Raw genomic sequence first — 16294 nt, forward strand, 5'->3', positions numbered from 1 at the left:
ATGAAGTTCCCTGTCGTGATGATGGCAATGGAGGTCGATCAGGCGTTCTCGCGCTGATAACGGGACAGTTCGCCGAAGTAGTCGTTGGCCCACACGAAGCCCAGGCGCTTCGAGGGCTCGGCATACGGCCGGCCCCGGTATTCGCGCCACCACAGGGCGATGTTATCGGCCAGATGGACGACGCTGACGTCGCGCTTGTCGATCAGCGCCAGGGCACGGCGCAGGCGTTGCACCAGCTCTTCCGGCGAACGGCAATCCAGTAGCTGCTGGAAGCGCAGCTCGCTCATGCAGGGCTTGCCGGTGCCGTTCTTTTCTCTCCCCAGCCGGCTGCCCAGGGTGGCGTTCGGGGTTTCCTGGCGTAGTTCGGCCAGCACAAGGGCGATGCAGGCCCATTGCTGCAGGCGTTCATCACGGTGCGCTTGCGGCACGTCGGGTAGCCCCTGCCACAGGTGGCGAAAGCCTTCCGTCAGCATGGCGGCCTCCGGCGACGCACAGCGCCGGAGCCTGGCCCTCACGCCCTTGGGCCAAGGCGGCGCGTTCGTGAAGGCCTTGAGTTCCTGGGGGCTCAGCGTCAGGCGCTGCCACCAGCGGCGCACCTCGAAAGCTTCACTCCCGGCGTCATTCTTCTGGAGGGCCAACAAGCGCTCCGGCACCGCCGGCACCTTTCCCGCCGCCTCCCGTGCTTCCATCTCACTCATGGTGCGACCTCCTCGGTGGGTGTTCCTTGGGTCGTCGTCAGCTCGAAGCCGCCGTCCTTGGCAAAGTTCGAGACGACCTTGCTACCCTTGCTGCGCCCCGCGAGCCACGCCAGCAGTTGGCGACGCGCGCGAATGACGCGCTTAAGATCCAGCTCCTCCATCGGGCCGCTCAGCGCCTGCGCCTCGAACAGCGCCAGCGCCTCGCGCCGCAACTCGCGATACCAGCGCTCCGCCAGGGCAGACGGCATATGCGGCCCCTCGCCTTCGGCCAGCGCCTGCTGCATGCCGAGCAGCGCCCGAAAGAAACCGGCTTGGGTCGCCTCGAAGAACTGGGTATCGATGGGTGTCATGTCCCCATTGGCATCGGCGGGGCGCGAGAACCAGGCCACCTTGATCTGGTTGCGCACCATCCAGGCCACCTGGCGGGCCAGCTCGGTGAAGGTTTGCACCCAGGTACGCAGCCGCTCCTGCTGCGCCGGAGGCACCGCGACCAGCGGCAGCTCCACGCCATACCAGCCCCGCGGCTTCATGTTGTCCATATCGTAGCCAAAGGCCCACAGCCGGGGCTTGAGCAACGCCTCGATGTCCTCGCCGGCACGCCGCTCCTGAGCCACGAAATCCACCTTGTGGGTAAGATAGTCATGGATCACGCCTGCCGGCAGGGCGCCGCTACCTTCGGCATCATTGAGCACCAGGTTCGACCAATGCCGGTAGCCCAACCCGCCCGGCTGCCCCTTGGTCGATAGCGGCGGCTGACTGGGCTTCTTGGGGTCACGGCGATAGGGGGTCAGGGGATGCTGCCAAGGGCCGTCGTAGTTGGCGCCGTAGTTCTTGGCGCGGATCTCGATCACCATCTGCGATGCCTGGCGGCCACAGAGATCACAGCAGCCTTGACGCTCCTCGGCCTCCAACCGAAACCGCCGCGGCATGGCCCAGTAAGCATGCAAGGGGTGCATGTCATCGGGCAGGACCTCCGCGCCTTTCTTGTCGCTGACGCGAGTCGGCCCCATCCAGGGAAAGAGGGTATCGTCATCGGCGCGCGGTGCGTCTCCGGGCTTGCCGTTTGGCGCGATCGCGGCGATGGGGGCCACGTTCAACCAGAGTCGCCGCCAGAGGCTGGCCTCGGGGTCATCCGGCATCACCAGGGTGGTCAAAGGGCCGCCTCCGCGCAGCCCGACCCGATAGCCGGCACCGCCCGACGGCGCGTTGATCTGGAGGGTGAACAGCGCCAGCGCCGCGCAATCCTCGCAGATCGCCTCGACCCGCCCTCGCTTGACGAAGTGATCGGTGTTCAGCTTGAGTCCGTTGGCGCCCGGCGAGTCGATCAGCAACCCGGCCACCGGGCCGGGCTTGGCATCCTCGAGCGGGTCGAGATCCTGCATAAAGCGCGGCCCAGCGCCATCCAGCGCGAAGGCCGCGGCGAAAGGCGCGAAAACCGCTTCCAGAGCCTCGACGCTGGGTAGCTCGATGCCGTGATCTAGCCACTCACCGTAATCCTCGGGTGGCCAGGCGGTCTGCAGCAGGCCGATCAGAAACTGATAGGCCGCGCCCTGGAAGTCCGCTCGCGGCAGGGCCAGATCGACAATATCGGGGTCGGCCACCGCGCTGGGCGGCCGGTAGTCGATGGCGCCTTCCTTGGTGCGAAAAGGCAGCCATGGGTCATTAAGTAGGTTCATTACCTCTTTCCCCTCCTTTTTATTAGGCCAGCAATCACTCGCGGGATAGAGAAACAGACAGCCTTCGCAACGATGCTCACCCAGTCCCACTCACCAATCTTCCAGAACACTTCCTCAAGCCAGTTGCGCACGACCAAAGCCCCTCATCAGCACATGATGGCCTAAGGGTAACCTCACTCAACGCATAAATACAAGTTACTTGCATATACGCCTTACAATAACCTCTCCTCTAAAAGACTCTCACATGGACGACCAAACCAGAAGAGTGAGATCATTGGCGCTGCTCCCCATCTGAATGGGGATAAACCGTTACTGGCCTATACGCCAACCCGTTCCCCGCGTCAGCGGGGATTTTCTCCTTCCCTTGGAAACCTCACTCCCCACTGGGCGTCATAAGCGCAGGCGGAGTCGGCCTCGACCAGCCAGGGGCGGGTGAAACGCAGCGCCTTGTAGCGTTCCTGCAAGGCCTCCCACCGGGCTTGATCGGCGCTCGGCAGGTCGGCTAGCTTGGCGGCCTGGCTCTGACGTAGCTTGAGCTGGCTCAGCATATCGGCGTGGCGCTCGCCTTCGGCCCATAGCGACAGGTCGCCATCGGCAGCGCGCCTGAGCAGCACCACGTTGACCGTCGGCTCGTCGATCAGACGCGTGCCGATCTCCTGTTCCTCCTGCCATTTGTGGCGATCCCAGACATAGCCACTGTCCAGCTCCAACGCATTGAAGGTTGCCATCGATGACGCGACGTTCTGCATGCCACGTTGCTCCCAGCGCGCGCCCTGCAGGCCATCCGGCACCAGGTCGGCCACCTCGCCGTAGACGCCCTCTATCAGCGTCCGCGCCTCCCCGGGCACGCGGATCGCTCCCCACTCACGCAGGACGCGTTGCGTCAGCCACAGGATCGAGGTGTCGCGGTAGACGGCATTGGTGCCCGGCAGGGCTCGCTTCAGCCATTGCTCGTCGGGTTCTTCCGACCAGTCTGGCGCCAGCACCCGGAGGGTGGGAGGGCGACGCGAACCGCGAGCATGACGCTGCAGGCGCCCGGCGCGCTGGATCAGCAGATCGATGGGCGCCAGGTCGCTGATCATCATGTCCACGTCACAGTCCAGGGATTCCTGGAAGACCTGGGTACTGATCAACACCTGGCCACGGCGCTGCTCCGGCGTAGAGGCCTTGCCCAGCCGCTCGATGACATCGGATTCGATGCGCTGACGGTCGAGCATGGCGAAGCGGCTATGGAACAGCAGGCAACGCTCGGGCGCCGGGTGGCACTCACGAACCGCCTCGAAGGCGCGAATGGCATCATCTACGGTGTTACGCACCCAGGCCACGCACTCGCCGGCCTCGACGGCTGCCATGACGACCTCGACGGCCTGCTCCTCCTGGGTCAGCCACTCGACGTCGACCGCCCGCGACACCTCCGGCCGCGCCCCCAAAGCCACCTCGCGGGGCAATTCTTCCGCGACCTGCGTCAACAGGGGGAAGTCGTCTCGAGCGAGCTTGGCGGGTTCCCTGGAAAGCCCGGCACGCCAGGCCGCGGCCAGGGACTCGCGCATCGACCGAGGCAGCGTGGCGGTCAGCAGGATGGCGCTGCCGCCCTGACGCGCGTGGTAGCACAGCAACTGACTGAGCAGCGTCTGCATGTAATGATCGTAGGCGTGCACCTCATCGACGATCAGCACCTTGCGCGCCAGCCCATAGAGCCGCAGTGACTGATGGCGAAACGGCAGCAGCCCCATCAATGCCTGATCGATGGTGCCCACGCCCACCTCGGCCAGCAGCGCCTTCTTGCGCGAATCGGCGAGCCAGCGGTTGCACTGGGCCGTGGCCGTCGATTCTCCGGGCTCATAGTCGCGATCTCCCGGCTGTGGCCGGTCGATCGCCAGGGCGAAGTCGTCATTCAACTTGCTGGCGCCGTGGGCCAGCACGAAGGACGGGCGGGAATCGGCGCTATAGAAGCGACGATGCAGGTTACCAAGGCGCGCATACATGGCGTTGGAGGTCGCCATGGTGGGCAGGGCGAAGTAGAGCCCCTCACCATGCCCGGCGGCCAATAGTCGCTGGGCAAGGATGCAGGCCGCCTCCGTCTTGCCGGCGCCGGTGATGTCCTCGAGGATGAACAACTGCGGCCCCGCGGAAAGGGAAAGCGTCTCGGCCTCGCGCTGCAGGGGCGTCGGGGTGACCGGCTGGCCATCGAACCAAGACTCGAGCCCGGCATAGGCCAGTGGTTCCGGCAAGCGGTCGAAGCCGGTATCGCGTAGCGCCTTTTCCGCTCGCGGCTGGGCATAATTCTGCCAGTAGTCGACAAGCGACATTTCACTGCGACAGTAGTGGAAATGCGCCTGATTCGAGCCCAGCCAATCGCTGAGCGTCGCCCAGCCGGCGATGGTCCAGCTCAGCGACCGAAAGGCGTCCAGCCACTCGGCCGAGATCAGTTTCTCGACGGGCCACTCGACCTCGATAAGGCGAGCCCAATCGGCGATGAATGCTTGTGCGACGCCGACATCATCGGCGCTGTCATCGCGCCCAAAGAAGCGGTCCAGGTCCAGCGAGGTTCCCGTGACCGGCTGGCCATGATGACCGAACATGGGAGTGAATAATGCCGTCATGGGCTCGATCAACCGGCGGCGAGTCTGGCGCTCCGGCATGCCACCGGGCCAGCGGAGCGTGCCGTCCTGCAGCCATTCCATCCAACACTCTTGCCACAGCAAGGCGCCCAGCCGGTCATGGCGTACCGTGTACTCGAAGCGCGGCAGCGCCGGGACCAACTTGGCTCCTTCCGGCCGGGCCAGCCCCTGGAAGGTCCGCGAGAACTTGCCGAGGTCGTGCAGACCGAGAAGAAAGACGAAGAAGCGCCGCAGCGCCTCGGGGGACATCTCGAGCCGGGCCGCCAGGCGTTGGGTCAAGGGACGCTCGGGGGCCAGCAGCAACCAGCCCACGGCGGCCACGTCCAGGCTGTGATAGGGCAAGAGATGGTAGGGCACGCCTTCGCCTTCTGGTTTGGCCTTGCCCCAGTACAGGTAATACGACATCCCTGTCTCCTCTGCACCACCGTGTCTTCACCACCATACAATCATTCTTAGCCATCTCTTGCCACGCCTGGGCATTCATCCCCCCTAATTCTTCAACCCGGCCTTGTTTCGGATCATCCGCGGACGAAGACTCGACGGACGCTCGCGACTCGTACCCCAGGGACACCCGGGGCCGCTATCGGTCGATCGAGATGCTGGCATCCTGGGGTAGCCAGGCGATGGACGCGCCAATCGGCGCACGCTTCGCCGGCCGCCGGCACGTGCGGGCCTACGGCGAGAAGCGTCGCGAATATCGAGACTTCGTGCTGAGCCGCTTCCGCGGCGTGCCGGAGGACACCGGCGAGATGTTGGGCGAGCATGGCAAACGGGGAGACGAGGCCTGGCAGACCCGCGTCGCGGTATGGCTGATTCCCGACCGCCGCCTGCCGCCCGAGGAGCGGGAGATGCTGGTCGTCGACTACGGCATGTGCGACGGCGAGCTGCGTCTCTACTGCCGCGGGCCGCTGGTGCTCTATGCCCTGCGCGAACTGGGGGTGAATCCGCACCATGGGGAGGCCGAGCCCCGCGCCCAGCAGATCGAGGTGGCCAACCGCGAGGCCCTGGCCGAGTGGATCCGCTGGAGTTGAGGGCCCGGAAGCGCAGGCCGGCGCTTCCGGGCTGATGCGACTTAGAAGGTGTAGACGACCCCGGCGGTGAACATGTCGATGTCACCGATCTCGTCGGTGTCGAGGCGCTCGACCTCGAGTCGGCCGGTAAGGTCGAGCAGCTCGAAGCGCGCGCCCAGGCCGTAGACCGGGTCGGTGCCTGAGTAGTCGCGGGTCAGGCCGCGGCCGCGGCGCTCGCCGTCCCAGTCGGCCATGCCGGCCTTGGCGTAGAAGCCCAGCGGGCCGAAGCTGAGCCCGGCCACGCCCATGGCCTCGACGGCGCTCACCTCCAGCGTTCCGGAACGGCCGTCCACCTCGCCGTTCAGGGTGTCGCCGTTGATGTAGCCAAGCTCGGCGCCGAGGTCGAGGAATGGCAGCCAGCCGAAGTTGTAGCCGGCGGTCAGCTTGACCATGTCCGCTTCGTCGTCGAAGTCATTGTCGCCGTGCATCTGGCCGACGCCGCCACCCAGATAGAGGCCGGTGGCACCGGTGGCGAGGGCGGGTGCAGCAGCCAGGGCCAGGCCCGTCGCCAGGGAGACGGCGAGCAGTGAGCGCAGGGGCGTAGTTCGGGGCATGTCGATTCCTTCCGAGCACAGGAGTGAAGCCCGACAGTGTAGCGCGCCGCGGGGGCCCGGGTCAGGTCACGGGCGGCGCACCGCCTGGCGGCGGGTGCCGGGGAGGCCCAGCGGCGCGCTACCGCGGGCGCCTTCGCGGCCACGCCACCCGGGGCCATCGAGACGAGGGCACTCAGCGCTGGCGGGGGACGATATTGTTATGTTATAACGCCTACCACTTTTGCGGAGACGTTTCACCATGGCGCATCGACCTCACCGCCATCGCCCCGAGGGGCCCTGTCACTTTTCGCTGATGTCGCTGTCCGCCCCGCGCCGTCTGCTGCTGGTCGCCGCCCCGCTGGTCGTGCTGTGGCTGGCGGTGGCCTGGGCGACGGGAGCCTTCGCCTGATGACCCGCCTGCAACTACACGATCTACAGCTCGCCCGCGGCGGCCAGACGGTGGTCGAGCATCTCGACGGCCGCTTCCAGGATGGCGCCATCACCGCGCTGATCGGCGCCAACGGCGCCGGCAAGAGCACGCTTATCGCCGCCATCATGGGGATGCTGACGCCGGTAGCCGGTCGCGTCGACAGCCAGGTTCCCCGCGAGCGCTGCGCCTGGCTGCCCCAGCAGCTGGCCCTCGATCTTTCCTTTCCGATGAGCGTGGAGGAGCTGATCATGAGCGGCACCTGGCCGAGCCACGGTGCCTTCAAGGGCTACTGCGGCCCGCACTACCAGCGCGGCCGTGAAATCATGGCGCGTCTAGGCATCTCGCACCTCGCCCACCGCCCGCTCGGCGAGCTCTCCGGCGGCCAGCGCCAACGCGCGCTGATCGGCCGCACCCTGATGCAGGAGGCCGAGCTGCTGCTGCTCGACGAGCCCTTCGCCAACGTCGATGCCGAGACCGTCGAGGTGCTGATGGAGGTGCTGCGCGACATGGCCCGGCAAGGCGCCACCCTGATCGTGGTGCTGCACGACATGGAGCAGCTCTCACGCCTGGCCGACGACGTGCTGATGCTCTCCGGCGGCCACGGCCGCTGGGTCGGCCCCGAGGCGCTGCTAAAACACGATACCGGCCAGGTGCCCCGCGCGCCGCGCCTGCCCTTCGATTTTACCGAGGATTCCCATGCTGGCCCTGCTTGACGCCTGGTTCGTCGCCCCCTTCGACTATGGCTTCATGCAACGCGCCCTGGTGGCGGGCCTGGCGCTGTCGCTGGCCGCCCCGCCGCTGGGCGTGTTCCTGATGCTGCGCGGCATGAGCCTGATCGGCGATGCCATGTCTCACGCCATCCTGCCCGGCGTGGCGCTGGGTTTCCTGTTCGCCGGCTTCTCGCTGCCGATGATGAGCCTCGGCGGCATCCTCTCGGGGCTGCTGGTGGCGGTGCTGGCCGGCAGCGTGTCGCAGATGACCGGCCAACGCGAAGACTCGGCGATGGCCAGCTTCTTCCTGATCTCGCTGGCCGCGGGGGTGATGATGGTGTCGCTGGGCGGCAGCAGCGTCGATCTGACCCATGTGCTGTTCGGCTCGATCCTGGCGGTAGACACCACCGCGCTGTTGCTGATCGCCGGCATCGCCAGCCTGATCGTCGTCGCCCTGGCGGTGATCTTCCGCGCCCTGGTGGTCGAATGCCTCGACCCGCTGTTCCTGCGTGGCCAAGGGGTGCGCGGCGGCCTGGTACACGGCGCTTTCCTCGGGCTGGTGGTACTCAACCTGACCGCCGGCTTCCAGACCCTGGGCACCCTGATGGCGGTGGGCCTGATGATGCTGCCGGCCACCACCGCGCGCTTCTGGAGCAATCGCCTCGAGGGCCTGATCGCCATCGCCATCGCCATCGCCATGGTGGCCAGTGCCGGCGGCCTGCTGCTCTCGTACCACCTGAGCCTGCCTTCCGGCCCGTCGATCATCCTGATGGCCGGCCTGGCCTATGTGGGGTCGGCGCTGTTCGGCCGCCAGCACAGCCTGAGCGCCCGCTTCCGGCGTCGTGCCGCGCCTCTGACCCCGCCGACGCCCTCTTCCTGATGCCGCTTCTCGACACTCGGAGTCTCCCGATGCCCTTCGCCAAACCCTTCACGCTGCTCGCCGGCGCCGCCACACTACTGGCCCTGCCCGCCGCCACCCAGGCCGATGACCGCGTTCACGTGCTCGCCAGCTTCAGCGTGCTCGCCGACATGGTCGAGCAGATCGGCGGCGACCATGTCGAGGTCACCTCGCTGGTCGGCCCCGACAGCGACGCCCACGTGTTCACCCCACGGCCCACCGACGCCCGCGCCCTATCCGAGGCCGACCTGGTGGTCTTCAACGGCCTGCAGTTCGAGGGCTGGATGTCACGACTGGTCGAGGCCAGCGGCTACGCGGGGCCGACCGTGGTGGCCACCGACGGCATCGAGCAGACGCTCGGCGATGCGGCTCACGAGACGAAAGAGCCCGATGAAGGGCATGAGGATCATGAGCACGGTGATCACGGCCATGACGAACACGGCCACGACGAACACGGGCATGACGAGCACGGCCACGACGAGCACGGGCATGACGAGCACGGCCACGACGAGCACGGGCATGCAGGCCATGACCATGCGCACGGCGGCCTGAACCCTCACAGCTGGCTGGACCTGGGCCTCGGCGAGCTCTATGTCGGCAACATCCGCGATGCCCTGATCGCCGCCGACCCGGCCCACGAGGCCACCTACCGCGAGCGCGCGGCGGACTATCAGACGCGAATCGACGCCCTGGACGCCGAGGTGCGCAGCCTGATGAGCGAACTCCCCGAGCACACCTCGGTGATCACCGGCCACCAATCCTTCGACCACTTCTCACGCGCCTACGGCATCGATTTCCTGTCGCCGGCCGGGCTGTCCACCGCGACCGAGCCCAGCGCGACCCATATGGCACGGCTGATCGACGTCATCAGCGACAGCGACGTGCACGCGCTCTTTCACGAGAACATGACCAGCCCGGCGATGATCGAGCAGCTCTCCGAGGAGGCCGACCTGCCGATCGCCGGCACCCTCTACTCCGGCGCCCTGGCGGCCGAAGGCGAGGCCAGCACCTGGCTGGGCATGATGCACCACAACGCCGAACTGCTTCACGGCGCCCTGGCCACCGACGACGCGGCCCACGACCACGATCACGAACACACCGATCACGAACACACCGATCACGAACACACCGATCACGAGCACTGAGCCGACGCCCGCGTCGTCGCATGCTTCCATGAGCGTGCCCAACGCACGAGGCCGCCCCGAAGGGCGGCCTCGTCGCGTGTAGTACCGATGCACCCGAAAATCAGGCTTCGGGAATCTCCAGCGCTTCCTGCACCACCGGCCAGGCCGGCTCGCCGTCGCGGGTGGTCACACCCTCGAGGAAGGTCTCGACCTGCGCCGGATTTTCGCGCAGCCACTCCAGGGCGACCGCTTCGGGTTCACGCTCCTCGAAGCTGAAGCCGCGAATCATCTCGCTCTGCTGGTCAGCGCTGAAGCTCAGCTGGTCGAGCAGCCGGGTGGCATTGGGGTTGGACTCGGCGAACGCGGTGGTCACCAGGGTCTTCACATCGCTGCGTCCCCCCTCCGGGCCCCACATGTCCTGGGTATCATCGAGGTAGCGCACGTCATGCTCGATGTTCATCCAGTGTGGCGTCCAGCCGGCGAAGACGATCCATTCCTCACGGTCGATGGCACTGCCGGCCGCGCTGAGCATGCCCGGCGTGGAGGTCTCGGAGAGCGACCAGTCGCCCAAGCCGTAGGTGTCGGCCTCTACCGCGCCATTGAGGGTGTCGCTCATCCCCGAGCCCACCTCGATGGAGTAGATGGTGCTCTCCAGCTTGTCGGCGAATTCAGGGTCGTCCAGTTGCTCGGCGGAGGTCAGCCCGGCCTCGTAGACGTAAACCGGTACGGCGAAGCCGAGGCGCGCGCCGTCGACGTTGTTGCCCAAGTCGACCAGCGTGCCCTTTTCCATGGCGGTGTCGTACATGCCTTGCTGAGCGGGGAGCCAGCCGGCGAGGAAGGCATCGAGCTCGTCCTGGTTCAACGCCTCGTAGGTGATGGTGGAACCCAGCTCCTCCGCGCGGGGCTCATAGCCCAGGGTTTCGAGCAGGGTGGAGGCGAGCGACGTCTTGACGGTCACGCCGGGCCAGGCGGGGGAGGATAAACGGACCTCGGCCGGCTCCTGGGCGTGGGCCAGGCCACTCATGGCCAGCAGCGAGCCGGCCAGCACAAAAGACAGCGAACGATGGGGCAAGATCATTGAAGCTCCTTGGCGGGATGCGCCGTGTTGGGACACGCCGCTGACCCTAATCTTCCCGAGCTTGATCGACAAGCCGGGCCATCAACGCTCGTCGACGGCCCGGCGCCGGGTTCAGTCGCCCTTGCCGGCCATGCGCGCGGCCTCGACCACCTCGATCCAGTAGCCGTCCGCGTCCTTGACGAAGACCACGTCCTTCATCTTGCCCTGATCGGGGCGCTTGATGAACTCGACCTGGTTGGCATCGAACCAGGCCGTGGCGGCGTCCAGGTCCGGCACCGAGAAGCAGATGTGGCCGAAGCCCTGGGGCTCGGCGTTGCCATCATGATAGGCGAAGTCCGCCTGATCTTCGGTGCCCCAGTTGTGGGTCAGCTCCAGCAAACCCTTCTGGGAGAAGGTCCAGACGGTACGCTCGTCGATATCGTCCGGCACCTGATCACCCGCCTCGAGCTTGGCCAGGAAATACAGCGAGAACTGCATCTCCTCGAAATCGAGCCGACGCAACACGCGCATGCCGAAGACCCGCGAATAGAAGGCCAACGCGACTTCCGGATCCTTGACCCGCAGCATGGTGTGGTTGAGGCGAAAGCCATCGGTGTCGCCGGTGGTCGTCTTGACGCCGGGATGCTGCTCGCCGTTGAAGCCGTTGGAACTCATCGAACCTCCTCGTCCTGGATCATGGGAATGCCTCAGGTATGGAGGCACGGCGCACGCTTTTCCACCCCGGGAGGCCGAGTTTTCCATGCACACGTTATGCACAGGCCTGTTCATAACGACCACCACCCTACGTGCCCTCATCGCGACTGGCGCTACCCCCGGCCAGAGCCTATCTTTTCCCTAGGCCATATCTGAAAACTGTCTGCGCTCGGCTATACCGCGTTAAACATCAGCTCAAGCCCTCATTGGCACTCCGTAAACGCCGGCTTCTCGCTGATGTGTGCCTTGTCTAGCCTTTGCTCGCCGACGTTTCAGACAACGCCTAACGTTCACCATCCTGGGAGTGCGAGATGAAGACCGCCGATCCATCCTTCGGGGATCACATCACCCTCAAGGAACTCGCCCACGCCCTGACCCATGGCTTCTCGCCGATCGTCGAGGTGGAGTCCATGGACGGCATCTACACGGTGCGCCTCCATCACGCCAACGGCATCACCACGCTCTCCGACAAGCAGGGGCAGACGTGCACCTTCCTCGGCACCGGCGAGATCCGCGACCTGCTGGGTGGCCTGGGCCTGAGCCACGGCGTGCTGACCTGGTCGGACCAGTGCGGCGACGAGATGATCGGCGTGCCCGGCCATGCCATGACGCCGGACGAGATGCTGGCCCATGGCACGCGCATCGCCTTCCGCTGATGTTCACAGCGACGCTCAAGGCCGCTAGGCTGGGGATAACGACAGCAACACCCTCAGGGAAAGGATACCCTGCGAGATGCCCATGCCCGTGACCCACGCCCTGCCCCTCGCGGCCCGATTCGAGCGGCTGATGCCACTCGCCATGCTGGCGATGCTGCTGATACTCGCCGGCTGCGCCGGTCCCCAGCTTGCCACCCGCGAGGCCGAGGGGCTGTCGATGGATCGGGCGCTGATCCTGGCCGAGGCCCGCCAGGCGCTGGGCACGCCCTATCGCTATGGCGGCACCGGGGCCGACGGCCTCGACTGCTCGGGGCTGGTACAGCGCGTCTATGCCCGGGCGGGTATCGGGGTACCACGCACCTCGAGCCGACAGTTTGCGCGCCTGCCGCCGATCGACGAGGCACGGCCCGGTGACCTGTTGTTCTTCGACACGGCCTCCGGCGGCGACGCCAGCCATGTCGGTATCTACCTCGGTGACGACGAGATGATCCATGCCCCGGGGCGTGGCCGCCAAGTGAGCGTGACCTCGCTGTCGCTGGACTACTGGCAAGAGCGCTTCCTGGGCGCCGCCGCACCGGCCCCCTGAGCCCGGCGGCACGCCCTAAGCATATGACCAGAGATTGTTTCCCCGCTCGCACGGAGGATGCAATCCTGTCTCGACCGTCCGGTATCGCCATGCCGATACCGCCCCACCCCAAGGAGGACACCATGTCACTGCGACTCGGCGACATCGCCCCCGATTTCACCCAGGACAGCACCGAAGGTTCCATCCACTTCCACGAGTGGGCCGGCGACAGCTGGGTAATCCTGTTCTCCCACCCCAAGGACTTCACCCCGGTGTGCACCACCGAGCTGGGCGAGGTCTCGCGGCTCAAGCCCGAGTTCGACAAGCGCAACACCAAGGCCATCGGGCTGTCGGTAGACCCGCTCGAGGATCACAAGGCCTGGAGCGGCGACATCGAGGAGACCCAGGGCAGCGCCCTGAACTTCCCGCTGCTGGCCGACGCCGACCGCAAGGTCAGCGATCTCTATGACATGATCCACCCCAACGCCAACGACACCCTGACGGTGCGTAGCGTCTTCATCATCGATCCCAACAAGAAGGTCCGCCTGACGCTGACCTACCCGGCCAGCACCGGGCGCCACTTCGACGAGATCCTGCGGGTGCTCGACAGCCTGCAGCTCACCGACTCGCACAAGCTGGCCACCCCGGTGAACTGGCAAACGGGCGATGACTGCATCATCGTGCCCGCGGTCAGCAACGAGGAGGCCGCCAAGCTGTTCCCCGAGGGCTGGGATGAGCAGAAGCCTTACCTTCGCCTGGTCAAGCAGCCCGGCAAATAAGTCCACCGCGACATGCTGCCCCACGACGCCGGCCTCGAGCCGGCGTCGTCGTTTCTACCCCTCGATATACCGCCCGCAAGAAAAGAACATATGAGTATGAATAAACATTCCTAAACGGTGCTTATGGAATAAGGACCCGATGGTTAGCATGGGAATTCTTTCTTTTCGGTCGAGGCCTTCCGCATGTTCCGACACCTCCATCGCCTGACCCTGCTCGCCGTTCTCGCGCTCGGCGTGGCCGCCCCCACACAGGCCGACGAGACCAGGCTCGAGGTCGGCTACATGCCGATCCTGCCCGTCGCCCAGCTGTTCGTGATGGAAAGCGAAGGCTGGACCGACGAGGCCGGGCTGGACCTCGCGCTGACGCGCTTCTCCAGCGGCCCGGCCATGGTGCAGGCCCTGGCATCGGGCGAGCTGGACGTCATGTACTTCGGCATCGGGCCGGCCATGGTCGCCCGCGCCAACGACGTGCCGATCAAGGTGCTGGCCTCGAGCATCCGCGAGCAGATCGGCGTGGTGGCCCGCGGCCCGCTGGCCGAGAACTTCACCGCCAGCGACGACGCCGCCCAGGCCATCGCCCGCTTCACCGAGGCCCAGGGCCGCCCGCCCAAGATCGCCACCTTCCCGCAGGGCTCGGTGCCCGACACCGTGCTGCGCTACTGGCTGATGGAACGGCTGGGCATCGACATCGACGCTGTGGACATCGTCGCCATGGGCGCCGACCGCGTCCAGCAGGCCCTGCTGGCCGGCGCGGTGGATGCCGCCTCGATCCTCGAGCCGATCCTGACCACGGTGCAGCAGCGCGACGACGGCGCCCGGGTGGTGGCCCGCGCCGAGGAGATGCTGCCCGGCCAGCCTGGCGCCGTGCTGGCCGCCCGCGAGGCGACGCTTGCCGAGCATCCCGAGGCGATGCGCCGGCTGATGGCCCTGCACCTACGCGCCACCGACAAGCTCACCGAGGACCCCGCGGGCGCCGCGCCCTCGGTGCGTGAATTCGTCGGTAAACGACTGATTCCGCTGGAGGCCGTCGAGACGGCCCTGGCCTCGCCATCGTCGAACTACGTCGCCGACCCGCATGCCATCCGCGAGGGCACCCGGCGCATGCACGACTTCCAGCTCGAGCAAGGCTCGCTGCGCCAGGCCGTGGACCTGGACGCGCTGTTCGACACCTCGCTGTATGACGCGGTGGTCGACGAGCACGACGCCCCATGAATCGTGCCCCACGCACCCTGCTGAGCCTGTGCGGCCTGGCCGGCTTCCTGGGGTTGTGGGAGCTGGCGCTGCGCAGCGGCCTGTTGCCCGGCAGCCTGGTGCCGATGCCGTCGGTGATCCCCGGCGTGTTGTGGGCCGAGATCGCCGATGGCATCTGGCTCGAGGTCGTCACCGCCAGCCTCTCCCACTACGCCGTCGGGGTGCTGCTCGGCTCGGCGCTCGGCATCGCCGTCGGCGTGGCGGCGGCGCTGCTGCCTCGCTTCAACGCCGTGCATGCCTGGCTGGCACGCCTGCTGCGCCCCATCCCGCCGCTAGCCTGGATCCCCTTCGCCATCATCTGGTTCGGCATCAACCCGTCGGCGGCGGCCTTCATCATCAGCATCGGGGTGTTCTGGATCAATTACTTCGCCAGCCACAGCGCGGTGCGCTCGGTGGACCCGGGCTACGATGAGGTGGCGCGCGCCTTCGGCCACGGCGGCTTCTTGGCACGGCTCACCCGGGTCAGCCTGCCGGCCGCGGCGCCGGGCATCCTCGGCGGCCTGCGCGCCGGCCTCGGCCAGGGCTGGATGACGGTGGTGGCCGCCGAGCTGTTCGGCATCCCCGGCATCGGCCAACGCATGATGGAGGCCTCGAGCCTGCTGGCCACCGACATCGTGGTGGTCTACATGCTCACCATCGCCGGCCTCTACGCGCTGTTCGACTTCCTCTTCGTGATCCTGCAGCGTCGCCTGCTGAGGTGGCAGCCATGAGCCAACACGAGACCGCGACCGACATCGACGCCTCCCTCGACACCCGCCCCGTGCTGACCGCCCGCGGCATTCGCCTCGGCTTCGGCGACACCACGGTGCTCGACGGCGTCGACCTGACCGTGCAGCCCCGCGAGTTCATCGCCATCGTCGGCGCCTCGGGGGTCGGCAAGTCGACCCTGCTGCGCGCCTTGTCGGGCCTGCTGCCGCCCCGGGCCGGCGACGTCAGCATCCCCCATGGCCAGGGCCCGGATAGCCGGGCGGGGTCGATGGTCTTCCAGGCCCCGCGGCTGTTCCCCTGGCGACGGGTACGCGCCAACGTCGAGCTGGGCCTCGAAGGGCTCGCGCTGTCCCGCGGCGAGCGACGTCGCCGCGCCCTGGAGCCGCTGACCCTGGTCGGCCTGGAAGACTATGCCGAGCGTTGGCCCCACACCCTGTCCGGCGGCCAGCAGCAGCGGGTCGGCATCGCCCGCGCCCTGGCGGTGCGCCCGCGGGTGCTGTTCATGGACGAACCCTTCTCGGCGCTCGACGCCATCACCCGGCGGCGCCTGCAGCAGGAGCTGATCGACCTGCGCCAGCGTACCGAGGCGGCGATCGTCTTCGTCACCCACGACATCGAGGAGGCCGTGCTGCTGGCCGACCAGGTGGTCGTGCTGGGCGGCCAGACCACGGATCGCCCGGCCGGCGTGGTGGCCCATCACCGGGTGACGCTGCCCGCCCTGGGGCGCCGCGACCATCCCGACTTCGCCGATCGGGTGCAGGCCATCGAGGCCGCCATCGGCCAACACTGAACGAGGCGACGAGC

Annotated in this window: 17 protein-coding genes; 11 read left to right on the forward strand and 6 right to left on the reverse strand. The window is 66.9% G+C overall.

The features are described from left to right. Nucleotides 1-38: 38 nt before the first annotated feature. From casB to cas3, 3 genes are all read right to left on the reverse strand, one after another. Entirely contained in the window at nucleotides 39-698 is a 660-nt protein-coding gene (casB, locus tag ETC07_RS03435) for a type I-E CRISPR-associated protein Cse2/CasB (RefSeq protein ID WP_136247111.1), read from the reverse strand. Next, nucleotides 695-2374, reverse strand: coding sequence for a type I-E CRISPR-associated protein Cse1/CasA (gene casA, locus ETC07_RS03440; protein ID WP_136247112.1), 1680 nt, complete (start codon nucleotides 2372-2374; stop codon nucleotides 695-697). Before casA ends, casB begins: the two co-directional genes overlap by 4 nt. 341 nt (nucleotides 2375-2715) lie before the next feature. Further along, complete coding sequence (cas3, locus tag ETC07_RS03445) at nucleotides 2716-5400, reverse strand: CRISPR-associated helicase Cas3' (RefSeq protein ID WP_136247113.1); 2685 nt, start codon at nucleotides 5398-5400, stop codon at nucleotides 2716-2718. A gap of 191 nt (nucleotides 5401-5591) precedes the next feature. On the opposite strand from cas3, the gene ETC07_RS03450 reads away from it, so the two are divergent. Continuing rightward, nucleotides 5592-6026, forward strand: a complete 435-nt coding sequence (locus tag ETC07_RS03450) for a BrxR family transcriptional regulator (RefSeq protein ID WP_205742498.1) — start codon at nucleotides 5592-5594, stop codon at nucleotides 6024-6026. A 41-nt stretch (nucleotides 6027-6067) separates the two neighbouring features. Here the strand turns inward: ETC07_RS03450 and ETC07_RS03455 are convergent, their stop codons facing one another. Further along, nucleotides 6068-6619: an outer membrane beta-barrel protein gene (locus ETC07_RS03455; RefSeq protein WP_136247114.1), complete on the reverse strand. Its 552-nt coding sequence runs from the start codon at nucleotides 6617-6619 to the stop codon at nucleotides 6068-6070. 238 nt (nucleotides 6620-6857) lie between these two features. Here ETC07_RS03455 and ETC07_RS15620 point away from each other — a divergent pair, with 238 nt between their 5' ends. The 4 genes from ETC07_RS15620 to ETC07_RS03470 are packed head-to-tail and all read left to right on the forward strand — an operon-like array spanning nucleotide 6858 to nucleotide 9781. Beyond that, complete coding sequence (locus ETC07_RS15620; RefSeq protein WP_168709154.1) at nucleotides 6858-7007, forward strand: hypothetical protein; 150 nt, start codon at nucleotides 6858-6860, stop codon at nucleotides 7005-7007. Next, complete coding sequence (locus ETC07_RS03460) at nucleotides 7007-7741, forward strand: metal ABC transporter ATP-binding protein (RefSeq protein WP_136247115.1); 735 nt, start codon at nucleotides 7007-7009, stop codon at nucleotides 7739-7741. The genes ETC07_RS15620 and ETC07_RS03460 overlap by 1 nt, the downstream gene beginning before the upstream one ends. Further along, entirely contained in the window at nucleotides 7725-8618 is an 894-nt protein-coding gene (locus ETC07_RS03465; protein WP_136247116.1) for a metal ABC transporter permease, read from the forward strand. Before ETC07_RS03460 ends, ETC07_RS03465 begins: the two co-directional genes overlap by 17 nt. 29 nt (nucleotides 8619-8647) lie before the next feature. After that, entirely contained in the window at nucleotides 8648-9781 is a 1134-nt protein-coding gene (locus ETC07_RS03470; RefSeq protein ID WP_136247117.1) for a metal ABC transporter solute-binding protein, Zn/Mn family, read from the forward strand. A gap of 100 nt (nucleotides 9782-9881) precedes the next feature. Here ETC07_RS03470 and ETC07_RS03475 read toward each other — a convergent pair whose 3' ends face one another. Both ETC07_RS03475 and gloA read right to left on the reverse strand, forming a co-directional pair. Next, complete coding sequence (locus ETC07_RS03475; protein WP_136247118.1) at nucleotides 9882-10838, reverse strand: ABC transporter substrate-binding protein; 957 nt, start codon at nucleotides 10836-10838, stop codon at nucleotides 9882-9884. A gap of 111 nt (nucleotides 10839-10949) precedes the next feature. After that, nucleotides 10950-11492, reverse strand: a complete 543-nt coding sequence (gene gloA, locus ETC07_RS03480) for a lactoylglutathione lyase (protein WP_136247119.1) — start codon at nucleotides 11490-11492, stop codon at nucleotides 10950-10952. A 350-nt stretch (nucleotides 11493-11842) separates the two neighbouring features. On the opposite strand from gloA, the gene ETC07_RS03485 reads away from it, so the two are divergent. The 6 genes from ETC07_RS03485 (at nucleotide 11843) to ETC07_RS03510 (ending at nucleotide 16280) form a co-directional block, all read left to right on the forward strand. Beyond that, nucleotides 11843-12187 carry a DUF6482 family protein gene (locus ETC07_RS03485; RefSeq protein ID WP_136247120.1) on the forward strand — a complete coding sequence of 115 codons (345 nt, stop codon included), beginning with the start codon at nucleotides 11843-11845 and terminating at the stop codon, nucleotides 12185-12187. A gap of 82 nt (nucleotides 12188-12269) precedes the next feature. Then, nucleotides 12270-12773 (forward strand): C40 family peptidase, encoded by a 504-nt coding sequence (locus ETC07_RS03490; protein ID WP_136247121.1) that lies wholly within the window; start codon nucleotides 12270-12272, stop codon nucleotides 12771-12773. A gap of 122 nt (nucleotides 12774-12895) precedes the next feature. Next, nucleotides 12896-13531 (forward strand): peroxiredoxin, encoded by a 636-nt coding sequence (locus ETC07_RS03495; RefSeq protein ID WP_136247122.1) that lies wholly within the window; start codon nucleotides 12896-12898, stop codon nucleotides 13529-13531. A 183-nt stretch (nucleotides 13532-13714) separates the two neighbouring features. Further along, on the forward strand, nucleotides 13715-14743 hold the full coding sequence (locus ETC07_RS03500) for an ABC transporter substrate-binding protein (RefSeq protein ID WP_136247123.1): 1029 nt from the start codon (nucleotides 13715-13717) through the stop codon (nucleotides 14741-14743). Next, nucleotides 14740-15492, forward strand: a complete 753-nt coding sequence (locus ETC07_RS03505) for an ABC transporter permease (protein WP_136247124.1) — start codon at nucleotides 14740-14742, stop codon at nucleotides 15490-15492. The genes ETC07_RS03500 and ETC07_RS03505 overlap by 4 nt, the downstream gene beginning before the upstream one ends. Next, nucleotides 15489-16280 (forward strand): ABC transporter ATP-binding protein, encoded by a 792-nt coding sequence (locus tag ETC07_RS03510; RefSeq protein ID WP_136247125.1) that lies wholly within the window; start codon nucleotides 15489-15491, stop codon nucleotides 16278-16280. The genes ETC07_RS03505 and ETC07_RS03510 overlap by 4 nt, the downstream gene beginning before the upstream one ends. The last annotated feature ends 14 nt before the right edge of the window (nucleotides 16281-16294 follow it).

Origin of the sequence: Halomonas borealis, assembly GCF_004798905.1 — a bacterium.
GTDB lineage: Bacteria > Pseudomonadota > Gammaproteobacteria > Pseudomonadales > Halomonadaceae > Halomonas > Halomonas borealis.

Excerpts from the sequence above, each read along its gene's own strand:
- casB (WP_136247111.1), bottom strand. The coding sequence starts at position 698 with ATGAGTGAGATGGAAGCACGGGAGGCGGCGGGAAAGGTGCCGGCGGTG.
- casA (WP_136247112.1), bottom strand. The coding sequence starts at position 2,374 with ATGAACCTACTTAATGACCCATGGCTGCCTTTTCGCACCAAGGAAGGC.
- cas3 (WP_136247113.1), bottom strand. The coding sequence starts at position 5,400 with ATGTCGTATTACCTGTACTGGGGCAAGGCCAAACCAGAAGGCGAAGGC.
- ETC07_RS03450 (WP_205742498.1), top strand. The coding sequence starts at position 5,592 with ATGCTGGCATCCTGGGGTAGCCAGGCGATGGACGCGCCAATCGGCGCA.
- ETC07_RS03455 (WP_136247114.1), bottom strand. The coding sequence starts at position 6,619 with ATGCCCCGAACTACGCCCCTGCGCTCACTGCTCGCCGTCTCCCTGGCG.
- ETC07_RS15620 (WP_168709154.1), top strand. The coding sequence starts at position 6,858 with ATGGCGCATCGACCTCACCGCCATCGCCCCGAGGGGCCCTGTCACTTT.
- ETC07_RS03460 (WP_136247115.1), top strand. The coding sequence starts at position 7,007 with ATGACCCGCCTGCAACTACACGATCTACAGCTCGCCCGCGGCGGCCAG.
- ETC07_RS03465 (WP_136247116.1), top strand. The coding sequence starts at position 7,725 with ATGCTGGCCCTGCTTGACGCCTGGTTCGTCGCCCCCTTCGACTATGGC.
- ETC07_RS03470 (WP_136247117.1), top strand. The coding sequence starts at position 8,648 with ATGCCCTTCGCCAAACCCTTCACGCTGCTCGCCGGCGCCGCCACACTA.
- ETC07_RS03475 (WP_136247118.1), bottom strand. The coding sequence starts at position 10,838 with ATGATCTTGCCCCATCGTTCGCTGTCTTTTGTGCTGGCCGGCTCGCTG.
- gloA (WP_136247119.1), bottom strand. The coding sequence starts at position 11,492 with ATGAGTTCCAACGGCTTCAACGGCGAGCAGCATCCCGGCGTCAAGACG.
- ETC07_RS03485 (WP_136247120.1), top strand. The coding sequence starts at position 11,843 with ATGAAGACCGCCGATCCATCCTTCGGGGATCACATCACCCTCAAGGAA.
- ETC07_RS03490 (WP_136247121.1), top strand. The coding sequence starts at position 12,270 with ATGCCCGTGACCCACGCCCTGCCCCTCGCGGCCCGATTCGAGCGGCTG.
- ETC07_RS03495 (WP_136247122.1), top strand. The coding sequence starts at position 12,896 with ATGTCACTGCGACTCGGCGACATCGCCCCCGATTTCACCCAGGACAGC.
- ETC07_RS03500 (WP_136247123.1), top strand. The coding sequence starts at position 13,715 with ATGTTCCGACACCTCCATCGCCTGACCCTGCTCGCCGTTCTCGCGCTC.
- ETC07_RS03505 (WP_136247124.1), top strand. The coding sequence starts at position 14,740 with ATGAATCGTGCCCCACGCACCCTGCTGAGCCTGTGCGGCCTGGCCGGC.
- ETC07_RS03510 (WP_136247125.1), top strand. The coding sequence starts at position 15,489 with ATGAGCCAACACGAGACCGCGACCGACATCGACGCCTCCCTCGACACC.